The sequence below is a fragment of the Halorientalis persicus genome (assembly GCF_900110215.1).
Classification (GTDB): Archaea; Halobacteriota; Halobacteria; order Halobacteriales; family Haloarculaceae; genus Halorientalis; species Halorientalis persica.
Map to the genome: position 1 here is coordinate 1 of NZ_FOCX01000003.1, position 24,176 is coordinate 24,176.

Genomic DNA, 24,176 nt, shown 5'->3' on the forward strand with positions numbered 1-24,176 from the left:
TCTCAAACTGTTTCAGCAACGCCGAGCGAGAAACAGCCGACGACTGGCTCCAATCGTTCGCCTTCGCATGGAATCAGCTAATCTGAACACTACCCCCTAGACGTGCTGAATGGGCGAAAATTCGTATCGCGAGGCGATCTACGATGTCTTCGCCGATACGACACGTGCGACGGACGAGAAGGTCGACCGCGCGCTCGACCTCGGCACCGAGTACCTCGGGCTCTCCATCGGCTTTCTCACGCGGATCGACGACGGAGCCCAGGAGATCGTCCAGGCGACGGGCGACCACGAGTTGCTCCAGCCGGGCGAGACGTGTCCGCTCGACGAGGCCTACTGCCGCCGGACGATCGAAACCGACAGCCCGCTGGCCGTGGGTGACGCGGCAGCCTCGCCGGCGATCACGGACACCGCCGTCCGGACCTTCGGGCTCGGAACCTACCTCGGCGCGAAAGTCGTCGTCGACGACGCCGTCTACGGCACGATCTGTTTCGCCGACCGGGACGAACGCGACGTACCGTTTTCCGAGGCCGAGGAGTTGTTCATCGAACTGGTCGCGAAGCTGATCGGCCAGGCCATCGAACGCCGACGCCACGAGCGGGAACTGCGCGAGGAGAAACGCCGGTTCGAGGGCATCGCGGAGACGAGTTTCGACGTCCTCTTTCGGATCGACCGCGACGGCATCTTCACCTACGTCTCGGCCGCCGTCCAACGAGTGCTGGGGTACGAGCCGGCGACGCTGGTCGGCACCGCCTTCGCCGAGTTTCTCGCCCCGTCGGCGGTCGAACCGGCGATGGAGGCCTACTCGCAGGTGCTCGGCGGCGAGACGGTCGAGGCACTCGAAGTGGAGTTTCTGGACACCGACGACGCGGTCGTAGTCCTCGAGATCAACGGCACACCGATCACCGAGGACGGCGCGGTCGTCGGCGTGCAGGGCGTGGGCCGTGACGTGACCGCACGCCGGGAGCGCGAGCGGGAACTCCGGATCAAAAACCGGGCGATGGACGAGGCCGACATCGGCATCTCCATCGCCGACGCCCGCGAGGGCGACAACTCGCTGGTCTACGTCAACGACGGGTTCCAGCGGCTGACCGGCTACGACGAGGCCGAACTGCTGGGGCAGAACTGCCGCTTTCTCCAGGGCGAGGCGACCGATCCCGACACCGTCGCGACGCTGGCCGAGCGGATCGACGCCCGGGAGCCCGTGACCGTCGAGATCCTCAACTACCGGGCCGACGGCTCCCCCTTCTGGAACCGGGTCCGTGTCAGCCCCATCGAGAACGGCCGCGGCGAGGTGACGCACTACCTGGGATTTCAGGACGACGTGACCGAGCGCAAACGCACCGAGCGACTCATCGAGTTGCTCAACCGGGTCCTCCGGCACAACCTGCGCAACGACATGAACGCCCTCCTCCTGTTCGGTGATCAGCTGCAGGAGGGTACCGTCCCGGACACGGAAGCCATGGGCGGCCGCATCCGGGCGACCGCCGAGCGACTCACCGAGTTGAGCGAGCAGGCCCGCCGCCTCGAACAGTACGCCCGCCAGGAGCGTCTCCCGCGCCGGCTCGATCCATCGACGGTGCTGGACGACGTGGCCTCAGCCGTCCGCTCGGGGCATCCGGACGCGACCGTCGAGGAGTCCGTCCGGACCGACCGCGGGATCTGTGCCGGGGCGGAACTCGAACGGGCGATCACGGAACTCGTCGAGAACGCCCTGAAACACGATCCCGCACCCGAACCGCGGGTCGCGGTCGACGCCGTCGACGACGACGAGTGGATCGAAATCACCGTCACCGACGACGGCGCGGGCATCAGCGAACAGGAGACCGCCATGATCACACAGGGCGAGGAGACGGCCCTCGAACACGGGTCCGGGCTCGGACTCTGGCTCGTCAACTGGATCGTGACGCGCTACGGTGGGTCCTTTCAGGTCCGGCCCCGCGAGGCGGACGACGGCACCGTCGCGACCGTTCGCGTCCCCGCGATCGCGGACGACCAGTCGATCGAGGACGTGGCTCGCCCTCCGACCGTCCTGTTTCGGTGAGGGCCGGTCCTCCCGGTTCGCCGATACACCGTCGACCCACAGGTACAACCGGCTCAAGCCCCTAGCCGTACCGTGACTGACCCGCAGGCCTACCGCTGTCTGAACTGCCTCGACAACGACGTTACACGTCCGTTCAACGTGTCCCACCTCTCGCGGACCTGCGACGCCTGTGGCGAGTTCGGGCGGTTCGCCAACGCGGCCGTCCTCGACCAGTTCGACCGATTCGAGACTGACCCGCCCGCGGAGCTGGAGTGGGACCGCCTCGACCGCCCGAAGAAACTGTTCGTCGCCGAGCGCCTCGTCCGTCACGGGTACACGCTGGCCGATTTCGAGATCGAACCCACCGACGAGGCCGAGTGAACTGCTCGGCCGCCCGAACGCCTGTCCCGCCACGCGGCCGCTCACCTCGACTCGCGGCCCCGCTCGACCGCCGCGCCGAGTTCACGAGTCGCCGCCGCTGGATCGTCGGCCGCCGTGATCGCCGAGATGACCGCCACGCCGTCGGCTCCAGCCCCGATCACCGCCGCGGCGTTGTCCGGTTTCACGCCACCGATCCCGACGATCGGAATCTCGACCGCCTCGGCCACCGCCTCGATCCGGTCGAGACCGATCTCCGTCCCCTCTGGATTCGTGTCTTTCGAGTCCGTGGGATACACCGCACCGACGCCGAGGTAGTCCGCCCCCGCCCGCTCGGCCTCGCGGGCGGCCTCGGCCGTCGAGACCGACCGGCCGACGATGGCCGCCTCGCCCAACTGTTCGCGTGCGACCGCGATCGGCAGGTCCTCGTCGCCCAGGTGGACGCCGTCGGCGTCGATGGCCGCCGCGAGGCCGATCCGGTCGTTGACGATCAGCGGGACGCCCGCCGCCCGGGTCAGTTCGCGGAGTTCCTGCCCGAGGTCGTAGCGGTCCCGTGCAGGCATTTCTTTCTCGCGCAACTGCACCAGATCGATCCCCCCGTCGATGGCCGACTCGACGATCTCGACCGTGGAGCGGTCTTCCGAGAGCCGCTCGGCCGTCACGAGGTACGTGTCGAGGTTCATGGCTGTATCCTCGGTGCGCCGGTGCCATGTGGATTGGGTTCGGTGGCGGCCACACGCTGAAATACGGTGCCGGGACCAGCGCGGGACGGATGGTCACCGAAGACGACTGTATTCGAGCGCTCAAGGAGGCCGCCCAGTTGCTCGGTGACTCGCCGACGAAGGCACAGTACGAGGCACTCGACCTGACGCCGGCGGCGTCGACGATTCTCCGGCAGTGCGGCGGGTGGACCGACGCCAAGCGACTGGCCGGACTGGAGACGAACCACTCGCGAGGGTCGCGGGTCGCACCGAAACCCGACGGCGTCGACCTGCCCGAGGGGCTGGTGTGGGACGAGTTGAGCCAGGACCAGCGCTGGCACTACCGGAACCGGAAGTGGAACACCGAGCGGTCACTGGAGCGACGGCGGCGGTTACGTCTGTGGGTGAACGAACGGAAGGAAGAACGTGGCTGTAAGAACTGCGAGGAGAGCGACCCCGCGTGTCTGGACTACCACCATCGCGATGCCGAACAAAAGGTCATGAAGGTCTCCAAAGTGGTCACCTGGGGATACAGCCGGGAGAATCTCCAGGCGGAGATGAACAAGTGCGATGTACTCTGCGCGAATTGTCACCGATTAAAACACCATACCGTACCGGACGGTATTACGGCTGACACGGAAAGCTCGCCCGAAACATACTGCGAACCGGCAAGTCACCTTACGGCCCGCCAGCGAGCTACCGTTCATCGATTCAATTGATAGGAGGGATGTAGCCGCTGTTCCGAATCCAGGCCGGGCTGTCTCGATCTCCACCACGACGATGGGACAACCAAAGTCGAATCGATCTCTCACCTCATCTCGAACAGCTGCTCAGTCACCGAACTCCGGGGCGAACTTCGAAAATGTATCGTCCTCTGCGCGAACTGCCATCGGCGTGAACACTATCAGGGGCCGCTGCCCGAGTGAGCCCGCTGTGTTCTCGCCTCTCCCGCCCAAGCACCTGTCCGGAACCCGACTTTGCTCTGTCCGGTGTCTTTCGTCCCGCTCATTCCGGAATGTCGTGGTTTGGTAACAATGCTGTTTGTTGCCTCACTCCGCAACACATATTAGCAGCAGTGGCCAACCATCAGGTAGCCCGTTGACGTAACCCCCGTCTCGGGGGTTTGACGGGAGCAAAACAGTCCATTGGGGTAGTGGCCAATCCTGAAGCCTTCTGGGGGCTTCGACCCTGGTTCGAATCCAGGATGGACTATTCTCGTCGTGATCGCCTCGTGAGCGACGGCATCGTCACTGGCTCGAACCCTGGGAGATGAACGCAGCGAGTCTGGCTCCGGTTCGAATCCTGTGGGGACTACTTCTTCGCAACCAACCGCCGAGCAGCACAGCGTGGCGGCCATCCAGGAACGACCGGAGCCCGACTGTGCCCGTGCTGTGGCCTGTCGTCCCATCGCAATATCGGTGTGAACCGACGGGTTTTGAAGCGGGAATCGACTCGGGACAGACATGAGCGCGTTCGTCTGGGTCGCCGTGGCGACGCTCGCACTCGCCCCGTACTACCTCTACCGGGGGTGGAAACACGGCGACCCGCTGCTGTCGGAGACCAGCGCCTACGGGATCGCTCGCGCCGAGTCCCGTGCGGGATCACACCTCGACCTGGATTTCGGCGGGACCGACGACGAGGTGCAGTGTCTGAACTGCGGAACCGAAAACCGGCCGGCCTTCTCCTTCTGTCGGCAGTGCGAGACGCCGCTCTGTTGAGATCAGTCGTCGGCCGGCTGTTCGTTGGCCGGCGGGTCCTCGGCTGACGGGTCTCGCGCCGCTGGCCCGTCCTCGCCGGCCCGTCGCCAGGTCGTCGGGTCGTAGAGGCGCTGAACCTCGCCGCCCTGCTGGCGGATGGCGACGGCGGTGGTAAACAGGAACGCGCCGGCCAGGACGGTGCTGACGAGCCCGAGGCCGTCGCCGAGCGGTGCGCCGGGGAGCGAGAGCGCGACAGTGTGGTCGGCGACGGCGACGACGGCGAACGCGAGCAACGCCGGCGTGAACTGCCGGGTAAACGCGGCGATGCTGGTCCCCTCCTCGGCGCGGACGGTGCCGACGGCGTGGTAGAGAGTGTAGACGGTGGCCAGCAGGAGGCCGACGACTTCGAGGCCGGCGACGGCGGTGGCGCTGGCGAAGAGGTAGGTCAGCCACCAGGCGGCGACGAAACCGGCGACGAACGTCGGGCCGACCCACTGGAGGGTCTCGTCGCTGAGCAGTGCCGGGCCGCCGACCGAGCGGTGGATGGCCCGGACGCCGATGGCGGCAAAGAGGAACACGAACAGCGTCGCGCCGCGACGGAAGGAGTCGGCGGGGGCGACGCCGGCGGTTTCGGCGATGCCTGCGAGGCCGTAGACGGCGGCCGCGCCGATGCCGACGGCGAGGTAGCGCCACCGCTCGCGGTAGGGGCCAGCCAGAATCTGCCGCGCGTACTGCCTGAGATACCAGAGCAAACAGCCGGCGGCGGCCACGACGGTCAGATAGCCGAGATAGCGTGCGACCGAAAGCGTCGCCGCCGGATCGGTCTGTGCGGGGGGCATACCCTGACTGACGGGTCGGACGGGCATCAACGAGTCGTGTGTTCCCAGTTTCCGACAACCAGCCGCGAAAGAAAGGGGTCGGTGGGGAGCTGTGGGTGGCTGCCCGGACCGTTACAGCGAGACGGTCGCGAGGTCGGATTCGAGGTCGGCGACGTGCTCGTTGTAGGCCTCGACGAACCCGGAGAACTGTGGCGCGTACTCCCGGAGGTCGGGCGCGGCGGGTGGAGCGTACTGCGAGAGCAGGTAGATGCCGCCCTCGCCGCCGACGCGGAGATACGAGGTCCCGTCCTCGTCCCACTTGAGTTCCCAGCGGGTGCCGTCGACGCGGACGCTGAAGGTGCCGTAATCGCCGCCCTCGTACCGCTGCAGGGCGCGGGCGATGGCGTCGCAGGTGTCACGGATCGCGCTCACGATGCGGTCACGCTCGGCGACGACGCCGTCCACGGGTGCGGGGGCTGGGAACTCGGTGGGCGCGTCGTCGAGGATCCCTTCCAGACTCGTCACGTGCTCGTCGAACGCGGCGACGAAGGCGTCGTAGTCGGCCAGCGCGGTCGCCAGCGGTTCGGGTTCGGGCGGCTGTTTCGTCGAGACGACGTAGATTTCGCTCCCCGATTTCGGGTCGAACCGGAGGTACTGCAGGTCGCCGGCCTCGTACTTGACCGTCCACGCACCGCCGTCGGTGTCGAAGGTGCGCTGGCCGTAGTCGCCGCCCTGGAGGCGTGCGAGGGCGTAGGCGATCTGCCCCGCGTGGTCGCGAACCGCGGCCATCACGTCGTCGCGGCGGTCGGCCACTGCCTCGGCGTCCGTCGGGTCGATGTCGGGCCAGCCGGTCATCACCGACGGGAGGGGGCCGGCGGGCATAACGGCTGTGTTCGCGGCGGTCGGCGACGCGGGTCACAGGTCGCTTTTCTTGCGGTACCACACTCGTTCGCCCACGGGGGATGCGCCCGGGGAGATATCGAGGCGGGAGACGAACAGGTCCCGGACGGCGACCGTGACGAGCAGGTCGATGTCGGTGCCGTCGTCGTCGACGGTGACCACGCAGTGGCCGTCCCGCTCGTCGAGGGCGGTGATCCGGCCTGCTCGCGGGCCGCTGGCCCGCTCGCTCTTTCGGCGACGCTCCCGTCGGTCACGTCGCCCACCGGTCGCCCACCGGTCGTGGGTCGGCTCGCGGGCGTGGATCCGGTCGTGGTTCACACCGGTCCATTGGGGTCGCTGGCTCAAGAGTCTCTCTCAGTAGTCGCCCAGCACCCCGAGCCGTCGCGCCCGGCGGGTCGCGCGCTGGAAAATCAAATAACCCAGGCCGAGGTAGCCGACTGCGGTCCCGACCAGCACGGCGACGTCAACGAGCGGGAACTCCCAGAGGCGGGTGCCGTCGATCATGGCGCGCTGGAGGAGCGCGCTCCCCTGGGCCAGCGGCAGGAAGCGGGTCCAGCCGAGATCGAACGCGGGGGCCGAGATCAGGACGATGAAGCCGAACTGGAGCAGGTTGAGCCAGTTGCCGATGCGTTTGTACAGCACCGAGACGCCGCCGGCGGCGAAGCCCAGCCCCAGCACGGAGGTGATGCTCAGGACGGCGACGAGGACGGTCGTCAGGAGGTGCAACTGGAGAGTCGTCCCCGTGATCGCGAGCATGACCGCGAGGATCACCGTCGAGATCAGGAAGGTGCGGACGACCTTCGCGACGCCTTTCAGCAGGGCGACGGGGGCGAACCCGAAGGGGGTCATGATGTGTCGTTCGAGGGTGCCCCACTGGACCTCGCTGCCGATGTCGTTCGAGATCGAGGAGTACGCGCCGACCGACAGGGTCCACAGGAAGTAGCCGACGACGATGCCCTCGATGGAGTCGGTGAGCGCCTGCCCGGCGAGCATCCGCCCGCCGTAGAACAGCAAGGCGAAAAAGACGAGCGAGAAGACGAGGCCGCCGGCCGCGTTGGCGGGATAGCGGACGAAGATCAGATACTCGCGGTAGAGGACCGCCTTCGCCAGATCGAGGTAGCCGGCGGGGCGGCTCCCGGCGGGTGCGTCGCTCATCGGGAGCCACCGCCAGTGCGCCCGGTTTTGCCCTCGCCGGTCAACTCGACGAACACGTCCTCCAGGTCCGGTTCGACCGTCGCGACGCTGGTGAGGGTCACGCTCCGCTCCCGGAGCAGGGCGGCCAGTTCGTAGAACCCGTCGCTGTCGGTCGCGACTTCGACGGTGGTGGTTCCGTCCCGGGAGGTCACGTCGGTCACGTCGAAGCGGTCGCGGACGGCCGCCAGCGTGTCGGCGTCGAGGTCGGGACTCGTGAGTCGGAACGCGCTGGTCTCGAAGCCCTGCCGGAGGTTCGCCACGGTGTCGTCGGCGACGATTCGGCCGTCGTTCATGATGATTACGCGGTCACAGACGGCCTCGATCACGTCCATGTCGTGGCTGCTGATGACGGCTGTCAGCCCGCGTTCCTCGACGATCCGTCGGAGTTCCCGGCGCAGGGTCAGCGAACTCTCCACGTCTAGCCCTAGCGTGGGCTCGTCGAGAAAGACCACGTCGGCGTCGCTGGCGAGGACGCTGGCCAGCGACACCTTCTGTTTCATGCCCCGCGAGAGGTTCCGGACGGGCACGTCGGCCTTCTCTGCGAGGTCGAACTGGTCGAGCAGGCGGTCGTGGCGGTCGGCCACGGAGTCGGGGGCGACGCCGCCGATGGTGGCGAAGTAGCGCAGGTTCTCCCGGACGGTGAGCCGCCAGTAATCGTTGCGCGCGCCCTCCAGCATCGCGTCGACGTGGGCGTAGGCCTGCCGGGGGTCCTCGGCCACGTCGATCCCCTGGATCCGGACACGGCCCGCGTCGGGCACCACCATTCCCAGGATCGATTTGATCGTCGTCGTCTTCCCGGCCCCGTTCGGGCCGAGCAGGCCGACGACCGAGCCCGGTTCGATCCGGACCGACACGTCGTCGACCGCCGTGACGGCGTCGTCACCGCTTCCGAACCGCTTGGTGAGCCCCTCGACGGCGATGGCCGCGGGCGCGTCGCCGTCCCGTACTTCCTCGCCATCGCTCGCTGTCTCCGGCCGAGCGCTCACCCCGGCCGTTCCCTGTCGGCTGGTCACTGCGCGCCCGTACGTGTGGCACGGAGAAAAGAAGCCCGCTGTGTGGTAGGGATTCACTAACGTAATGAAAGACCATGAGGTTTATTATCCCGGATGTCTCACGTTGGTGTACGGACGGAAGTCCGTGAGTACCACAATGACAGATCGACAGCGGACAGACGCCGACGGTCGACCAGCCCCGATGGTTCCGGAGACGCCCACGCGACGCGTCCAGCCCGACGGCGGGCGCGCGGAGACGGCATCGAACGGCAAAGTGGTACTCGCGGAACGCGACGCACCCATCGTCCCGGAGCTCTCCTGAGGCGTCTCGCACCGACTTTCACTCCCGATCACCAAGTCCCGGCAGCGCCGCCAGCGGGTTCCCGACCCCGAGGAGAACACAGGCTAACAGGACGAGATAGGTCATCAGTCCCCACGTCAGCGCGCCGAGGAGCCACGGCACGCGCCACAGCGCCAGCACGCCGAGGCCGGCCACCGCACCGACGCCGACGAGCGCGACCGCCGGCCGCGCCCACAGTGCGAGCAGTCGGTCGGGATAGCGGAGGAAGGCCGCCTCGATGGCGAGCGCCCCGCCGACGCCGACGACGGGGGCTCGCGGATCGAGGAACGGGTCGCCGCCGATCAGCGTGCCGGCGGCGATGAGGGCCACCAGCGCACCGCCGGCCAGCACGCCGTCGCGCCGGAGCGTGGCACCCGCCGCGGCGGGCGGGTCGGTCACCGTTCGGCCATCGGCGTCGAACACCGCAGACAGAGGGTCTGGCCGGCGACCCAGTTCACGTCCGTCGCCGCACAGGCCGGACAGCGGTAAGTCGCGTTGCCGTACTCGGTGGTGCCCCGGGGTGCGGCCAGATGGCCGTCGGCGACGACGCGCTCGACGAGTTCGGGGAACCGCTGGCGCTTGTACCGCGCCCGGTGGGCGAGGAACCGGCCGGGATCGGACGGGTCCGGACCGTGGAGGTCTTCCCAGGCGATGGCGATCTCGCCGTCGGCCACGCTCCGGGCCGTCTGCTGGAGCGGCGCGGCGGCGGCCTCGAACAGCGGCGTCGTCCCCTAGCGCTGGGGACTGTCGACCGTCTCGGCGGCCGCCTCGTAGGCCTCGGCGGCCTCGTCGTAGGCCGTGGCGGCGTCGTCCAGCCCGCCGGCGACCCGACAGTCCGCGACGAGCTCGTCGAGACAGGCCCGCTGGACCGGGTGATCGAGCGCCCGGTCGAGATCGCGGGCGACTGCGACCCCCTCCACGCCGCGGTGGGTGGCTGGCGAGGGCCGGTCCGCGACGCGGTAGGCGACCGCGGCGATCACGAACGACGCGAGGCCGTTCCCGACCCAGCCGTTCTCGTCGGCCTCGAACGGGTCCTGTCCCTCCCGTGGCTCCGCCAGGCACGCCCACGCGGCTCGCGTGAACGCGTCACCGGCCCGTTCGTACTCCCGTTCGGCGAGCGCGGCGACGGCCCGTGCCCGGTGGTCGTCGGCAGTCGACATACCCCATCCAGGGGCCGGGCCGGCACAAACGTTGCGTGCCCGGCGAGCGGTCCCAGTCTTCAAGTCGGGACTCGCCGAAGGTTGGCCATGGCAACCGCGGCGCTGACGGAACCGCACGTCCTCGCGGGCGCGAAAGCGCGCCTGTTCCCCGAGGACGGCACCGATGCCTACGCCGTCGTCGACACCCAGTTCGCCCAGAATCGCTGGATCGACGACCAGCCGATCGACCCCGACGTGCAGGCCCTGCTCGCCCCGTTCAACCACGTACGGGTGGGGTCGGGCTACCCCGATCTGGTGGGGGTCCCCGCGGTCGAAAACGATCTGCTGGCGGTCGACCGCGTGGGCGACCGCCCGCCCCTGCTGGCCGTCGAGGCGAAGGGACGGACGACGACGGGGACCGCCGACGTGGAGCGGGGGATCGTCCAGGCGTACGACCGACTGCACGAGGCCAACGTCGCGATGGTCGCCGCGCCCGCGGGCTCGATCCCACAGTCGGCGCGGACGCTGGCCCGCGAGCTGAACGTCGGGATTCTGGCCGTCGCCGAGGACGGGGCGGTGACGCCGGAAGTCCGGCCCCGCGTCGTGGGCGCGCGGCCGACCGGTGAGGCCGACGCCATCCGCTTCCAGGCCAGCGCACAGGGCGTCGCCGACCGGAACTTCGGGCTGAACCACCCGAAGAACTACCTCGCCTACCCGCTGGCGCTGGTCCACGAGGGCGACACCGAGGCCCTGATCGAGGAGCGGGTCGTCGGCGCGACCGACGCGGCCCGGGCCGGCGCGACCTTCCTCGACCTGATCGAGGACCGACCCACCGACACGCGGCTGACCGCGCTGGGTGAGGAAGTCGTCCGGTTCGCCCTCCGGGAGTACGGGAGCGTCGACGCGGCGCTCGAACAGTTCCGCGAGTGGAAACGCTCGCGCACGCGGTTCTGTGACCTCGCGCCGCGCTGGGGCCAGCTCACTCGTCGCGTCGTCTACCAGTACCCCGCCACGCAGTTGCTGGTCGAGCGGCTCCAGCGGCTGGCCGACGACGGCCAGCCCGAGCCGTCGCTGGTGCAACTGGTCGAGTACTGCCACGGGACGCACCCGACGTTCACCGTCGAGTTGTTCCTCCGGGGGACCGACGACGTGCGCCAGCGGGTCCTCACCGCCGAGGGCGATCTCCGGCGGGACGCGCTGACCGAGGGCGGCGTGTACCACTCGCCGACCGTGTTCCAGTTGAAGACGATGCTGTACCACGCCGGGCTCGTCACGACGACGGGTGTGGAGCCCGCGACCCTCGATCCCGAGACCGACGAGTGGGCGCTCCGGGAGCCGCTCGCCCGGTTCCGATAACGGTCGGGCAACTAATGTGGCCACGAGCCGACTCGACCGTATGTCCAGTTCCTACTCGGGCGATCTCGACCCGGCCGTCTTCGAGGAGATGGTGGAGGCGGTCGGTGTCGGCGTCGCGATTTACGACGCTGAAGGGGTGTTTCGGTACGTCAACGCCGCGTACGCGGATCTGCTGGAGACCACTCGCGACGACCTCGTCGGCCGGCCCGTCTGGTCGGTCGCGACCGAACTCGAAGCCGACCGATTCGACGACTACTGGGACTCGTTCTCGGAGGGTGAGACCCGGGCCGCAGACACCGAACACGCGGTGGGGGAGCGGACGGTCCCGGTCTCGACGGTGACGACCCGCCGCCGGATCGACGGCACGCCGTACAACTTCGGGACGATCCGCGATCGGTCGGAGCTTCGGGCCCGCGAGCGCGAACTCGAAGCACAGAACGAGCGGCTCGACACCTTCGCCGGCATCGTCGCCCACGACCTCCGCAATCCGCTGAACGTCGCCCACTCCTACCTCGAACTCCTGCGTGCCGACGGCGACAGCGACGAACTGGAGATGATCGACAGCGCCCTCTCGCGAATGGAAATCCTCATCGATGACCTCCTGACGCTAGCCCGGGAGGGGGAGATGGTCGGTGAACCCGAACCCGCCTCGCTCGCCACCGTCGCTCACGACGCCTGGTCGACTGTCGAGACCGGCGACGCCGACCTCACCGTCGCGGCCGACGCGGCCGTCGTCGCCGATCCGCGTCGGCTCCGGCAACTCTTCGAGAACCTCTTTCGCAACGCTGTCGAACACGGGTCCACGAGTCCCCGGACGCAAGCTCCCGATGACGCGGTCGAACACGGCGACCGGTCGGTCTCGGTCCGGGTCGACACCATCGACCACGGCTTCGTCGTCGCGGACGACGGGCCTGGATTGCCGGAGGGTGACCGTGACTGGCTGTTCGAGCCGGGCGAGTCCGGTGACCCCGACGGCTCCGGGATCGGACTGGCCATCGTCGCCGAGATCGCGAAGGCACACGGCTGGTCTGTCACCGCGGCCGACCGCGAGGGGGACGACACGGGTGCGCGGTTCGTCTTCGAGGGCGTCGAGTTCGCGGACTGAGATCACCGCGGGAGCGTAATCGCGACCGTCGTGCCGCCCTCGTTCTCTTCGAGCGTCAGCTCGCCGCTGTGTTTGTCGACGACCCAGCGCACGAGCCACAGTCCCAGTCCCTGGGTGTGCTGGAGCTGGGTGATCTCCTGGTCGCCGGCCACCACGTCCCACTCGGACTCGGGGAGGCCGGGGCCGTCGTCGCTGACCCGGATGGTGACGGTGTCCGGGCTCGGCCCGTCCGCGAGCTCGACCTCGACGCTCGTCCGGTCGCCGTGCTCGACGGCGTTCTCGACGAGTTCCTCGATCCCGACCAGCAGGTGGTGGCTAAAGGCGACGGTGCCGTCGGTCGCGGTCGTGAGGCCGGCCTCGGGGTAGCCCGCAACGACCTCCTCTCGGATTTGCTCGCCGGCCTCCGTGACGGGGATCGAGGTCACTTCGTCACCGTCCATCCGGAGGACGCGCTGGATCGTCCGGGCGGTGTCGGAGGCGTCGACCAGCGACGAACTCGCCTCGAAGATCCGCTGGGCGAACTCGTCGATCCGGTCGCTGGTGTCGCTCTGCAGGAGCGTCTCGGCGTACCCCTGGATGACGGTCGTCTCGTTGCGGAGGTTGTGCCGGAGCAGGCGGTGGAGCACCTGCAGGTGGGTCTCGCGCTGGGCCAGATCGGTCACGTCGGTCAGGACGACGAACGCTCGCTGGCCGTCGGCACTCTCGTAGGGCACCGTCTTGAGGATGTACTGCTTGCGCTCGGTGCCGGTCTGGGTGGTCACTTCGCGCTCGATACTCGCGCCCGGCGTCGTGACGGGTGCCATGGCCTCGGCGACGCCGTCGGGCACGGCCGACCGCACGTCCGCGAGGGGCCGGTCGGTGAGGTAGCGGTCGGTCTCGTCACAGAGGGCGGCGAAGGCGGCGTTGGCCCGGCTGACGACCGCGCCGTCGTCGGTGTACTCCACGTCGGCGACCGGATCGGACAGCGTCTCGAACAGTTCGGTGAACCGCTGGCGGTTGCGCGAGGCGGCCTGCTGGGCCGACCGCAACGCCGAGAGATCCCGCACCGTGCCGACGACGCCGTCCCCGTAGGCACTGGAGAACGGGGCCGTCCGAATCCGACTGGGGACGCGGTCGCCGTCACGGCTCCGGAGGTCGGTCTCCACGTCGGTCGGGCGGTCCAGATCGGCGATTTCGGCGGCGATCGCCTCCGGGACGAACTTCCCGATGTCGTGGCCGGTTAGCGCCTCGCGGTCGTACCCGACGGCGGTCGCGAACTGGTCGGTCGCGAGCGTGATCGTCCCGTCGGCATCGAGCGTGAACAGCTTGTCCTCGGCGGCCTCGACGACGGCCTCGTAGCGGCGGAGTTCCTCCTCGCGGGTGACCATCTCGAAGGCCGCGGCGGCGGTCTCGGCGAGCAGTTCCACCAGCCGGAGTTCGTCGTCGGTGAACGCCTCGTCGTCGCGGGTGCCGAAGCTGAGCGTGCGTCGCTCGCCGAGCGGGCAGTAGCCGCCGATATCGATCCCGCCGCGGTCGTAGTCGTCGGTCTGCTCGCCGAGATCATCGCGGACGACGAGTCGCTGTTCGGTGTAGGCGGTCCCGACCGGTCCCTCGTCGGGGTCGTAGTCGGGGCGCTCGCCCATCACGCCCGCCACCGCCTCGGAGGTGGCGATGGGCACGAGCTGGTCGGTCTCGGAGTCGTGTTCGCGGACGGCGGCCAGATCGAACTCGAAGACCTCGCGGATGGTCTCGACGACGAGTTTGGCCACCTCGTCGGTCGTGGTCGCGGCCATCATGTCCTGCGTACTTTCGAGGATCCCGCTGAGGATGTTCTGGCGGCGGCGCTGGCGGCTGATATCCCGGAGGGTCCCGACGGTCCCGGTGAACTCGCCGTCCTCCGAGAGGGGGCGGAGGGTCATCCGATCGGTCGCCGGAAGGCGCTTGCCGTCCTTGGTGATCAGTTCCACGTCGAGTTTGGCGATGGGCATCCCCTCGTGGTCGGCCTGTTTCCGGAGCAGGTCACGGAGCGCGTCCTCGGCTTCGGCGACGGTCTGGTCGTCTTTGATGATGTGGACCGACGAGCCGAGCAGTTCCTCGCGGTCGTACCCCGTCATCTCACAGAGGGCGTCGTTGACGAAGGTGAACCGGCCCGCCGGGTCGAGGATGTAGACGGCGTCACCGACGGTCTCGACCAGGTGTTCGTAGCGGGCCTGCTGGGCCTCGCGCTCTTTGCGCTCGGTGACTTCCCGGCCGTACAGCGACAGCCCCTCGGCCGAGGGGTAGGCGGTCACCTCGAACCACTGTTCGGTCGCCGCCGTCTGGACCTCCGTCGTGACGGTCGCACCCTCCGCCATCGCCCCTTCGAGCGCCGGCCGGAGCTGCTCGGCCATGGTCGGCGAGAGGTGCTCCCAGAACGGATCGCCGCGAACGTCGCCGTCCACGTCCTGCAGGACCGACGCCATCGCGTTGTTCAGGTAGGTGATCCGGAACTCGTCGTCCAGTGCCAGCACCCCGTCACTGATCCGCTGGAGTGCCTGTTCGGGCACCGCTCGCTCGTCGGCCGACCGTGGGCGCTCGTCCAGCCGATGCTGGAGCTTCACCTCGAGCATCTCCCAGCCGTCCGCGGGTTCCCAGTTGAACACGTCCGTGACGCCGCGTTCGATCCCGGCCGTCACCACGTCCGCCGTCGTCGTCACCCAGATCGCGGGCCGATCGGTCAGCCCGCCGTGATCCGGCACGGTATCGGTGAACACGAGCGTCAACCGCCCGTCCTCGGGTGTGGGGCCCCGCTCGTCGAGTGGCCCGAACTGCTCGACCGACAGCGACGACAACGACCGGAGTCCGCGCCGCAACGCCTCGGCCGCCACCGGATACCGCTCGTCGTAGTAGACGACCGCTTCCGGGAGTATTTCGCGTGATACCGACTCCGGTACCGTCATTACTGGACACAGGACCCCGACGTACATCAGCGTTCGCCGCCGTTACCACAATTGATACCGAATCGGGGGGACGGCGCTGGACGCCGCCCCGGACCGTGGAAGATACCTTTTTGTATTCGCCCGGTAATCCTGTGGTATGACCGATACCGTCGCAGGGGAGCGACGCGACGCCGACGCTCTCACGGACGCGGGCGAGCGGACGCTACACGTCGGCCGGGATCGGCCGATTCGCATCAGTACGGGCCATCGAATCCGGCATCACGACGGGAAGTGTGCGCGGCCACACGGTCACAACTACGAGATCAGCGTGGCCGTGACCGGCGACCTGACCGAAGAAGGGTGGGTCGTCGACAAGGGCGATATTACTCAGATAATCTCCGAGTGGGATCACCGCTTCCTCGTCGAGCGGGACGATCCGCTGGTCGAGGCCTTCGAGGAAAGCGGCGACGGCGACGCACTGGTCGTCCTCGATCACCCGCCGACCGCCGAGGTGATGAGCGTCGTCCTCGAACGCCGACTCGCCGAACGCCTCCCCGACACGGTCTCGGACGTGGCCGTCGAGGTGGCCGAGACCGGCGAACTCTGTGCGGGGTACTGATGCCGGTCGACGCCGACCCCGCGGACCCGGCCAGCGAGGACGACGCCGGGTCCGACGGAGCCGACCCGTCCGCCGACGATGCCCTCCCGATCAACGAACTGTTCCACTCCCTGCAGGGCGAGGGCCGACTCGCGGGCGTCCCGAGCGTGTTCGTCCGTACCAGCGGCTGTAACCTCCGGTGCTGGTTCTGTGACTCCTATCACACCTCCTGGGAGCCGTCCCACGCCTGGCTCGGTCTGGACGAGATCGTCGCCGAGGTCGAGAACTACGGGGCCGACCACGTCGTCCTCACGGGCGGCGAACCCCTCATGCACGACGAATCGGTAACCCTGCTGGACCGCCTCGACGCCGCGGGCTATCACACCACCGTCGAGACCAACGGGACGATCTACCGGGACGCCCCCATCGACCTCGCCAGCGTCAGCCCGAAACTGGCGAGCAGTACGCCCTCGGCCGATCTGGTCGCAGAGGGGACGCCCCGCCCCGACGGCGAACCGGTCGACGCCGCGGCCGCAGAGCGCCACGAGGCCGACCGGCTCGATCTGGACGCGCTGGCCCGACTCGTCGAGACCTACGACACCCAGCTGAAGTTCGTCGTCACTGGTCCCGACGATATGGCCGAGATCGACCAGCTGGTCGACCGCGTCCGCGACGCCGCCAGCGCCACCGTCGCCGACACCGACGTGCTGTTGATGCCCGAGGGGACGACCCGGGACGCACTCGACGGGACCCGCGGGACCGTCGCCGAACTGGCCCTCGAACGGGGCTACCGCTACACCCCTCGGCTCCACGTCGACCTCTGGAACGACGCGCCCGGGACCTGACCGATCGCCACACCGACCCATGACCGAAGACACACCACCCGACGACTCGACCGCCGACGCATCGACCACCGACCGTGACCGCCGCGCCGTGATCCTCGTCTCCGGCGGGATGGACAGCGCGACCGCCGTCTACGAGGCCATCGACCGCGGCTACGACCCCTACCTCCTGCACACCTCCTACGGGCAGGAGACCGAAGACAGGGAACGCGAGTGCGCCGAGGCGCTGGCCGCCGAGATCGCGGCCCCGAACTTTCTCCACGTCGAGACGGGCCACCTCGCGGCCATCGGTGCCTCCAGCCTCACCGACGACGAGATCGAGGTCGACGACGCCGATCCCGACAGCGACGAGATCCCGAGTTCCTACGTCCCGTTCCGCAACGCGAACCTGCTCGCGATGGCCGTCTCCTACGCCGAAGCCAACGACTGCGAGGCCGTGTTCATCGGCGCGCACAGCGAGGACTTCTCGGGGTACCCCGACTGCCGGCCCGCCTTCTTCGACGCGTTCCAGACCGTGATCGACGCCGGGACGAAACCCGACACGGAGATCGCCCTCGTCGCGCCGTTCGTCGAGTGGTCGAAAACCGACATCGCCGAGCGCGGCCTGGAACTGGGCGTGCCCTACGACCTGACCTGGAGCTGTTACCGCGACGACGCGCCGGCCTGTGGCACCTGTGACGCCTGTGCCTTCCGGCTAGAGGCCTTCCAGAACTGCGGCGTCGAAGACCCGATCGACTACGCCGAGCGTCCCGACTACGCCGACTGAGCGGGCGACGCCACACGCCCTTCTCGCAAGCACTCGGTAACTACAACGCCTGTTTGTCAATCGAGGAGATTTATGAGACCATCCGTGGATAGTTCTGGTGATGCCGTCGACCCTCCGCCCCGCTCTGCGTGCCCTCCCCCTGTCCGCGGTCGATCTCATCGCGGCCGCCGCCCTCTACGAGTTCGTCAGTCCCGCGATCGGCGTTCTGCTCGCCGTCGTCGGCGCGCTCGTCCTCGGCGTCGTCCTCGTGCGGCTCTACCGCGTCGCCTCCCAGCGCGTCCCCGCGCGGCACTAGCCCGCGCCGGCCGTCGCGTTCCCACCCGGCCCGGTCTGTGAGACGACGTACCGCCGTCCGGCCATCGGCTCCAGCAGCGCGTCCACCGGCGCCCTGTCGTCGGTGAGGACCGGCACGTCGCCGGTCTCGACCTCGGCCTGGTAGTCGGCCAACTCCGTCGAGAGTCCGATCCCGATGTCCCGACGCTCGTCGCGGGCTTCCAGTTGGGCCTGACTGACCCGCTCGTCGGATTTCGTCGCGACCACCTCGATGTTCTGGACGACCGACCCGCCGGTCGTCGGGAAGCTGTACACCTGGGGGTACACCTGATTTATCGTCTTGTACTCCGCGCGGTAGAACTGCGAGGCCGGCCCCGTCGGCGCGGAGATCAGGTTCGCCAGCAGGATGCCGTCCTCGTCGAGTCGGTTGGCGGTCAACTGCATGAACTCCCGCGTGGTGAGCTGGAAGGGTACCTTGTCTTTCTTGTAGGCGTCCAGTACGATCAGGTCGTAGGTCTCGTCCGTGTTCCGGAGGAACTCCCGGCCCTCGGCGTTGTAGATGTTCGTGTTCGGCCCTTCCTCGACGCCGAAGTGCGCTTTCGCCACGCGGATCACCTCGGGGTCGATCTCCACCACGTCGACGGTCACGTCGTAGTCGTTCACGAACCGCTTGGGGCCGGTGAACCCGCCCCCGCCGATAAAGAGGACGCGGTCGATGTCGCCCGAGCGGTGGGGCGCGTTCGTGGTCGTCTCGTTGGGCCAGTCGGCCAGCAGGAAGGGGACGTGGAAGTAGCGAGTGTACTCGAAGACGTGGCGGTTCCGATACTCCAGGTCCATCGCGCTGTGGGGCTGGCCGTCCAGATACAGCGTCCGGGTGTCGCCCAGGTCCGCGACGACGAGTTCCTGATACGGCGTCTGGGTCTGGTAGACGGTCTCGCCGCGAACCGAATAGCCCGCCGAGGGCACCGCGACCGCGCCGACCAGCAACACGCCGACGAACGCCGTCGCCAGCACCGTCCGCCGCGGGAACGTCGGTGCGAGGATCACCAGCGACGTGCCCACGAGCAGGAGGCCGAACACCAGCCCGATCAGCGACACCGAAAGTGATGGAATCAACAGGAAGGTCGCGCCGAACGCGCCGACGATGCTCCCGATGGTCCCGACCGCGTAGACGTGCCCCGAGGCCGCGCCTTTGCTCTCCTTTCTGGACAGTTCCGCGCCGTAGGGACTGATGAACCCCAGCAGGTAGGTCGGCGGGCCGAAAAGCACCGTCACCGCGGGGAGAGAGGCAAACCGCGGCGGCAGGGGGAATCCCGAGAGGCCCGCCAGCAGGAGGTCGCCGGCCAGGATGAGGACGGCGACGAACGCACCCGTCGCCAGCAGGATCCGGACGAGTCGCTCCTCGGTGGCCCGCCGGCTCGCTCGCTTCCCACCCTGATAGTAGCCCAGGCTCAGCGCGGCCAGGAAGACGCCGATGATCGACCCCCAGGTGTAGATGCTGCTCCCGAACTGCGGGGCGACCATCCGGCCCGCCAGGATCTCGAGGCCCATGCTGACGACGCCGGAGACGAACACCGCCAGTTCCGGACTCGACACCCGCCCCGAGACCCGCTGGGACAGCGCACTCATTCTCAGTTGCTATGGCGAGCAGCGTCTAAAGTTCGGCGGACGGCTCGGTGGGTCGCCGGTACCACTCGCTCCGATCGTCACGCTCGGACCAGCCCACGAGCCAGCAATCCGGCGCTCGCCAGCAGGCAGACCGCGAGGCCGGTGAGGGCGACGGTGTAGTCGGCCACGGCCGCGACCGACCCCATGTAGACGGGACCGAACGCCCCGGCGCCCTGAAACAGCGCCCGGGCGGCGCCGAGGTCGCCGCCGGTGTTGTCGTCGGGTGCGGCGTCGAGCAACACGGCGTCGGTGACCGGGAACAGCGACTTGTAGCCCAGGGCGAACAGGACGATGGCACCGGTCACGGCCCACAGCGCCGACGCGAGGACGAGGCCGGAAAGCGCCACCACGGCCAGCGAGAGGCCGGCAACACCGACCGCCCGGCGGGGGAACCGGTCCGAGACGAGACCGGCCAGCGGCTTCGCACCGATGCCGACGACGAACATGACCGCGAACAGCCCCGCCGCCAGCGCCTCGCTCGTGCCCTTCCCCTGTGCGAGGTAGGTCGGCAGGAAGTTGACCCACGCGCCGACGACGAAGAAGAAAATCGAGAAGGCCACGAGCCCTTCCCGCTGGCCACGGGTCGCCCCGAGCCGCCGCACGGTCGCGCCGAGCCCGAGGTCCATCCGGCCGAGCCGGTAGGGATCGCGGTTCCAGCGGACGTAGACCACGCCGAGGACGAAGAGCGCCACGGCCACGGGGAGGAACGGGGCCCGCCAGCTGAGACCCGGAACGGTCGGAACGAGCGTGCCCACGGGGCCGAGCCCGGCCGCGCCGGCGCCCGTAACCACCAGCGCCGCGAGCGAGGCGAGGACACCGCCCACGTCGGTCCCGGCGGCGTACAGCCCGAGCGCCTGCCCGCGGCGCTCGACGAACAGGTCCGACAGCAGGGCCCGGGACGGGATGGCGTACAGCCCCTTCCCGAGTCCGAGCGCGAGCGCGCCGCCGGCGAACAGGAGCGGTGAGACGGCACTCGCGAGCAGCAGACAGGCGGCGGTCAGCGCCGCGAGACCGGGGACGATCAGCGCCGCCCGGGAGAATCGGTCCGAGAGCCGACCGCTGGGGTACTGGACGACCGCGTAGACCGCCTGAAACCCGCCGAGGACGAACCCGGCGGTCACGGTGGTGATGCCCAGGTCGTCGATGATGGCGGGTAAAAGCGGCGAGAGCAGGAAGCGGCCGAGCTGGAGGACCGCCCAGGCGAGGGCGAGACTGCCGAGCATCCGACCGCCGTAGCCGGCGAACAGCGACTCGTCGCGTGTCGTCACGACTCGGCTCAGCCTCCGGAAAAACTTGGGTGACTCGTTCTAGAGCCGGTCGGCGATGATGTTCTTCTGGATCTCGCTGGTGCCCTCGTAGATCTTGGTAATCCGGGCGTCGCGGTAGTAGCGCTCGACCGGGTGGTCGGTGACGTAGCCCGCACCGCCGTGGACCTGGATGGCCTCGTCGGCCACGTCGACGGCGTGTTCGGAGGCGAACAGCTTCGCCATACTGGCGAACTTCGCGGCGGTCTGGTCACGGCCGGCCTCGACCGTACTCGCGGCGCGGTAGGTCAGCGAGCGGGCGGCCTCGACGTTGGTCGCCATCTCGGCGAGCTTGTGCTGGATGGCCTGGAACCCGTCGATTGTCTGGCCGAACTGCTCGCGCTCGCTGGCGTACTCGATGGCGGCGTCGAGGGCTCCCTCTGCCGCACCGACGGCCTGGGCGGCCACGCTGGTCCGGCCGGAGGCGAAGAAGTCCATCAGCTGGTAGAAGCCCTTGTCGACCTCGCCGATCACGTTGTCCTCCGGGACGCGCACGTCGTCCAGCACGACCTCCGCCAGATCCGAGGCGCGGATGCCGAGCTTGTTGTCGATCTTCTCGGTCTGGACGCCGTCGGTGTCCATCGGCACGAGGAAGGCGGTGATGCCGCCGTGACCCTCGCCGGGTGTCGTCTTGGTCATGCAGACGCCCACGTCGGCGACGGTGCCGTTGGTGATCCACATCTTGTTGCCGTTGATGACCCACTCGTCACCGTCTTTCTCGGCTTTCGTCTCGATGCCGGCGACGTTGCTCCCGTGGGCCGGCTCGGAGATCATCGAACAGGACGCCGAATCACCGTTGGCGATCGGCGGCAGGTACTCCTCTTTCATCCACTCGTCGCCGTACTCGACGATCATGTCCGTCCCGAAGCCGGCCGAGCCGACGGCGCTCCCGATGCCGGGGTCGGCCCGCCAGAGTTCCTCCGTGACGATGGTCGAGGACAGCTTGTCCATCCCCGCACCGCCGTACTCCAGAGGGATGTTCGGCGCGACGAAGTCGGCCTCGGCGGCCTTCCGCCGGATCTCCTCGGGATACTCCTTGTTCTGGTCGTGCTCTTTGGCGACCGGCTGCATCTCCTCCTCGCCGAACTCGCGAACGGCCTTCCTGATCGCGCGGTGTTCGTCCGATAGCTGGAACGACATACGCCACCCTAATGCCTGTCCTGTAAAATATATTCCGGCATCAGGTTACGGTGTTAAGAATACACTCGGCTTCGAAGCTGTCTGTAAATAAACCTCTTTTCAGGCCATCGAAATTTCCGGGTAGGACTGGCGCTGTCCGGTCGAGTTGCGGGCCAGCACGCGGGCGGTCGCGCCCCGCCGGCCGTCGCGGCGTTCGGTGCGCTCGTCGTAGTGGACCACTGTGAGATCCAGACAGGCCCGCAGGAGTTCGTTGGCGGCGAAGCGGTAGCGGTCCGTGCTGGGGCCGAGCGCGACCGGATCCGCGGTTCGGAGGTGGTGCTGGACGAACAGGTAGCCGCCGGGCTCTAACGCAGATTTGATGTCCGAGAGGCGGTCGATGGCCCGGTAGAAGCTGATGGTGATCACGGCGTACGCCGATGCCGGGAACCCGTGGCTCGGTACGTCGGTCTGGATCGGTTCGATCCGGTCGGCGACACCTCGCTCGCGGGCGTTCTCGCGGGTAATCTCTAGCCCCGCCCGTGACTGGTCGAGGGCGTCGACGCGGTAGCCTTTCTCGGCGAGGAAGACGGCGTTGCGGCCGGTCCCCGTCGCCACGTCCAGCGCCCGGCCCTCGGGGAAGGCGTCGACGGCACGTTCGAGTAACGGATCGGGCTCGGGGTCCTGCGGGTACTCGCCCGCGCGGAACCGCTCGTCCCAGTTCGACATACCAGAACCGAGGGCCGCCGGCACCGTCAAGGCCGGGGTCGGCGGTTCCGGAACCGGCCCGTCTCGCCGCGAGCGTCGGCGCTTTCCCCGGCAGACACGTCCAGTTCGTGATGACCGACGACCTCTTTACGCCGCTGCCGCTCTCGGAAACGACACTCTCCAATCGCGTGATGGTCTCGCCGATGTGCCAGTACTCCTGTGACGCCCGCGACGGCCTCGCGACGGACTGGCACTTCCAGCATCTGGCCAGCCGTGCCGTCGGCGGCGCGGGCGTCGTGATGACCGAAGCCACCGCCGTCGAACTCCGGGGTCGCATCTCTCCCGAGGACCTGGGGATCTGGAGCGACGACCACGCCGACGCCCTCGCCGACATCACCGACTTCGTCCGCGAGCAGGGGAGCCGGCCCGGGATCCAGCTCGCCCACGCCGGCCGGAAGGCCGCCACGTCCCGCCCGTGGGAGGGCCACGACCCCCTCCAGCCCGAGGAGGGCGGCTGGGAGACCCTCGCGCCGACCGACGAGCCCTACCCCTACGACGACGACGCGCCGCCGACCCGTGCGATGACCGAGGCCGACCTCGCGGACGTGCGCGATGCCTTCGCCGACGCCGCCCGCCGCGCGCTCGACGCGGGCTTCGAGATCGCCGAGGTCCACGCCGCCCACGGCTACCTCCTCCACGAGTTCCTCTCGCCGGTGACGAACACCCGCGAGGACGCCTATGGCGGCGATTTCGAGTCCCGCATCCGGTTCCCCCTCGAAGTCATCGAGGCCGTCCGCGAGGTCTGGCCCGACGAGAAACCCGTCTTCGTCCGTATCTCCGCGACTGACTGGCTCCCCGACCGGGAGTCCTGGACTGTCGACGACTCGATCCGCTTCGCCGACCGGGCCAGCGAGGCCGGCGTCGACCTGATCGACGTTTCGGCGGGTGGCATCCACCCCGACCAGCAGATCCCGTCCGGTGGCCCCGGCTACCAGATCCGGTACGGTCGCCGGGTCCGGGAGGGCGTCGACACCGACCTGAAGGTCGGAGCCGTCGGCGGGATCACGACGCCCGAACAGGCCGATTCCCTCGTGCGAAACGGACGGGCCGACCTCGCTATCGTCGGCCGCGAACACCTGCGCGATCCGTACTTCACGCTCCACGCCGCACAGAAACTGGGGCGGGACGACGAGGTGGACGTGCCGCCGCAGTACCACCGGGCGTTCTGAATCGGTCGCTTATTTTGGGCGGGCACACGTTCCGCCATGATCGCATCCCCAAAACAGGGTGCTAATCCAAACGAATGACTATTTAAAAATATTATGGATTTTATAATAAAATAGAATTTATAAAATTGGCTTTCG

The 24,176-nt window shown here is 68.4% G+C and carries 24 protein-coding genes, 1 tRNA gene and 2 pseudogenes; 14 read left to right on the forward strand and 13 right to left on the reverse strand.

The window, feature by feature from the left end:
• The 3 genes and pseudogenes from BMX17_RS25000 to BMX17_RS03745 form a co-directional block, all read left to right on the forward strand.
• Positions 1-86, forward strand: a pseudogene (locus BMX17_RS25000) (IS6 family transposase); the annotation flags it as partial.
• 23 nt (positions 87-109) lie between these two features.
• On the forward strand, positions 110-2,041 hold the full coding sequence (locus tag BMX17_RS03740) for a PAS domain S-box protein (RefSeq protein ID WP_092657818.1): 1,932 nt from the start codon (positions 110-112) through the stop codon (positions 2,039-2,041).
• 72 nt (positions 2,042-2,113) lie between these two features.
• Complete coding sequence (locus BMX17_RS03745; protein WP_092657820.1) at positions 2,114-2,401, forward strand: hypothetical protein; 288 nt, start codon at positions 2,114-2,116, stop codon at positions 2,399-2,401.
• Positions 2,402-2,442: 41 nt separating this feature from the next.
• Here BMX17_RS03745 and thiE read toward each other — a convergent pair whose 3' ends face one another.
• Positions 2,443-3,081, reverse strand: coding sequence for a thiamine phosphate synthase (thiE, locus tag BMX17_RS03750; RefSeq protein ID WP_092657822.1), 639 nt, complete (start codon positions 3,079-3,081; stop codon positions 2,443-2,445).
• Positions 3,082-3,107: 26 nt separating this feature from the next.
• Between thiE and BMX17_RS03755 the strand changes: the two genes are divergently transcribed.
• From BMX17_RS03755 to BMX17_RS03765, 3 genes are all read left to right on the forward strand, one after another.
• A complete protein-coding gene (locus BMX17_RS03755; RefSeq protein ID WP_211611283.1) occupies positions 3,108-3,818 on the forward strand; it encodes a homing endonuclease associated repeat-containing protein in 711 nt (236 codons plus the stop codon).
• A 420-nt stretch (positions 3,819-4,238) separates the two neighbouring features.
• Positions 4,239-4,311: transfer RNA gene (locus tag BMX17_RS03760), tRNA-Gln, on the forward strand.
• Positions 4,312-4,562: 251 nt separating this feature from the next.
• On the forward strand, positions 4,563-4,817 hold the full coding sequence (locus BMX17_RS03765; protein WP_092657824.1) for a DUF7577 domain-containing protein: 255 nt from the start codon (positions 4,563-4,565) through the stop codon (positions 4,815-4,817).
• Positions 4,818-4,819: 2 nt separating this feature from the next.
• Here the strand turns inward: BMX17_RS03765 and BMX17_RS03770 are convergent, their stop codons facing one another.
• From BMX17_RS03770 to BMX17_RS03790, 5 genes are all read right to left on the reverse strand, one after another.
• Positions 4,820-5,635 (reverse strand): hypothetical protein, encoded by an 816-nt coding sequence (locus BMX17_RS03770; protein WP_092657826.1) that lies wholly within the window; start codon positions 5,633-5,635, stop codon positions 4,820-4,822.
• A 111-nt stretch (positions 5,636-5,746) separates the two neighbouring features.
• Positions 5,747-6,469 carry a profilin-fold protein gene (locus BMX17_RS03775; protein WP_092657828.1) on the reverse strand — a complete coding sequence of 241 codons (723 nt, stop codon included), beginning with the start codon at positions 6,467-6,469 and terminating at the stop codon, positions 5,747-5,749.
• Between the two features lie 60 nt (positions 6,470-6,529).
• Positions 6,530-6,832, reverse strand: a complete 303-nt coding sequence (locus BMX17_RS03780) for a DUF7861 family protein (RefSeq protein ID WP_092657830.1) — start codon at positions 6,830-6,832, stop codon at positions 6,530-6,532.
• A 36-nt stretch (positions 6,833-6,868) separates the two neighbouring features.
• Positions 6,869-7,669 (reverse strand): ABC transporter permease, encoded by an 801-nt coding sequence (locus BMX17_RS03785; protein ID WP_092657832.1) that lies wholly within the window; start codon positions 7,667-7,669, stop codon positions 6,869-6,871.
• Complete coding sequence (locus tag BMX17_RS03790; protein WP_092658451.1) at positions 7,666-8,694, reverse strand: ABC transporter ATP-binding protein; 1,029 nt, start codon at positions 8,692-8,694, stop codon at positions 7,666-7,668. Before BMX17_RS03790 ends, BMX17_RS03785 begins: the two co-directional genes overlap by 4 nt.
• 163 nt (positions 8,695-8,857) lie before the next feature.
• Here BMX17_RS03790 and BMX17_RS25870 point away from each other — a divergent pair, with 163 nt between their 5' ends.
• Complete coding sequence (locus BMX17_RS25870; protein WP_170845319.1) at positions 8,858-9,022, forward strand: hypothetical protein; 165 nt, start codon at positions 8,858-8,860, stop codon at positions 9,020-9,022.
• Positions 9,023-9,040: 18 nt separating this feature from the next.
• Here BMX17_RS25870 and BMX17_RS25875 read toward each other — a convergent pair whose 3' ends face one another.
• Together BMX17_RS25875 and BMX17_RS03800 are read right to left on the reverse strand one after the other, a co-directional pair.
• On the reverse strand, positions 9,041-9,463 hold the full coding sequence (locus BMX17_RS25875; RefSeq protein ID WP_092657834.1) for a hypothetical protein: 423 nt from the start codon (positions 9,461-9,463) through the stop codon (positions 9,041-9,043).
• A pseudogene (locus BMX17_RS03800) lies at positions 9,436-10,200 on the reverse strand (hypothetical protein). Before BMX17_RS03800 ends, BMX17_RS25875 begins: the two are co-directional and overlap by 28 nt.
• Positions 10,201-10,287: 87 nt before the next feature.
• Between BMX17_RS03800 and BMX17_RS03805 the strand changes: the two are divergent.
• Positions 10,288-11,535: a hypothetical protein gene (locus BMX17_RS03805; RefSeq protein WP_092657836.1), complete on the forward strand. Its 1,248-nt coding sequence runs from the start codon at positions 10,288-10,290 to the stop codon at positions 11,533-11,535.
• Between the two features lie 40 nt (positions 11,536-11,575).
• The gene (locus BMX17_RS03810) at positions 11,576-12,640 is read left to right on the forward strand and encodes a sensor histidine kinase (protein ID WP_092657838.1); all 1,065 of its coding nucleotides are present in this window, start codon (positions 11,576-11,578) and stop codon (positions 12,638-12,640) included.
• Positions 12,641-12,642: 2 nt separating this feature from the next.
• On the opposite strand, the gene BMX17_RS03815 is transcribed toward BMX17_RS03810, so the two are convergent.
• The gene (locus BMX17_RS03815) at positions 12,643-15,558 is read right to left on the reverse strand and encodes a PAS domain-containing protein (RefSeq protein ID WP_170845321.1); all 2,916 of its coding nucleotides are present in this window, start codon (positions 15,556-15,558) and stop codon (positions 12,643-12,645) included.
• A gap of 136 nt (positions 15,559-15,694) precedes the next feature.
• On the opposite strand from BMX17_RS03815, the gene BMX17_RS03820 reads away from it, so the two are divergent.
• The 4 genes from BMX17_RS03820 to BMX17_RS03835 all read left to right on the forward strand — a co-directional run bounded on the left by BMX17_RS03820 (position 15,695) and on the right by BMX17_RS03835 (position 18,038).
• Entirely contained in the window at positions 15,695-16,156 is a 462-nt protein-coding gene (locus BMX17_RS03820) for a 6-pyruvoyl trahydropterin synthase family protein (protein WP_092657842.1), read from the forward strand.
• A complete protein-coding gene (locus tag BMX17_RS03825) occupies positions 16,156-16,980 on the forward strand; it encodes a 7-carboxy-7-deazaguanine synthase QueE (RefSeq protein ID WP_092657844.1) in 825 nt (274 codons plus the stop codon). The genes BMX17_RS03820 and BMX17_RS03825 overlap by 1 nt, the downstream gene beginning before the upstream one ends.
• Before the next feature lie 19 nt (positions 16,981-16,999).
• A complete protein-coding gene (gene queC / locus BMX17_RS03830) occupies positions 17,000-17,743 on the forward strand; it encodes a 7-cyano-7-deazaguanine synthase QueC (RefSeq protein WP_092657846.1) in 744 nt (247 codons plus the stop codon).
• 100 nt (positions 17,744-17,843) lie between these two features.
• The gene (locus BMX17_RS03835; RefSeq protein ID WP_092657848.1) at positions 17,844-18,038 is read left to right on the forward strand and encodes a hypothetical protein; all 195 of its coding nucleotides are present in this window, start codon (positions 17,844-17,846) and stop codon (positions 18,036-18,038) included.
• Here BMX17_RS03835 and BMX17_RS03840 read toward each other — a convergent pair.
• The 4 genes from BMX17_RS03840 to BMX17_RS03855 all read right to left on the reverse strand — a co-directional run bounded on the left by BMX17_RS03840 (position 18,035) and on the right by BMX17_RS03855 (position 22,833).
• Positions 18,035-19,645: a spermidine synthase gene (locus BMX17_RS03840; RefSeq protein ID WP_092657850.1), complete on the reverse strand. Its 1,611-nt coding sequence runs from the start codon at positions 19,643-19,645 to the stop codon at positions 18,035-18,037. The two genes, BMX17_RS03835 and BMX17_RS03840, sit on opposite strands and share 4 nt — an antisense overlap.
• A 77-nt stretch (positions 19,646-19,722) precedes the next feature.
• Positions 19,723-20,907: an MFS transporter gene (locus BMX17_RS03845; protein ID WP_092658452.1), complete on the reverse strand. Its 1,185-nt coding sequence runs from the start codon at positions 20,905-20,907 to the stop codon at positions 19,723-19,725.
• 84 nt (positions 20,908-20,991) lie between these two features.
• On the reverse strand, positions 20,992-22,128 hold the full coding sequence (locus tag BMX17_RS03850) for an acyl-CoA dehydrogenase family protein (protein WP_092657852.1): 1,137 nt from the start codon (positions 22,126-22,128) through the stop codon (positions 20,992-20,994).
• Positions 22,129-22,227: 99 nt separating this feature from the next.
• Positions 22,228-22,833 (reverse strand): SAM-dependent methyltransferase, encoded by a 606-nt coding sequence (locus BMX17_RS03855; protein WP_092657853.1) that lies wholly within the window; start codon positions 22,831-22,833, stop codon positions 22,228-22,230.
• Between the two features lie 110 nt (positions 22,834-22,943).
• On the opposite strand from BMX17_RS03855, the gene BMX17_RS03860 reads away from it, so the two are divergent.
• Positions 22,944-24,041 (forward strand): NADH:flavin oxidoreductase/NADH oxidase, encoded by a 1,098-nt coding sequence (locus BMX17_RS03860; protein WP_092657855.1) that lies wholly within the window; start codon positions 22,944-22,946, stop codon positions 24,039-24,041.
• The last annotated feature ends 135 nt before the right edge of the window (positions 24,042-24,176 follow it).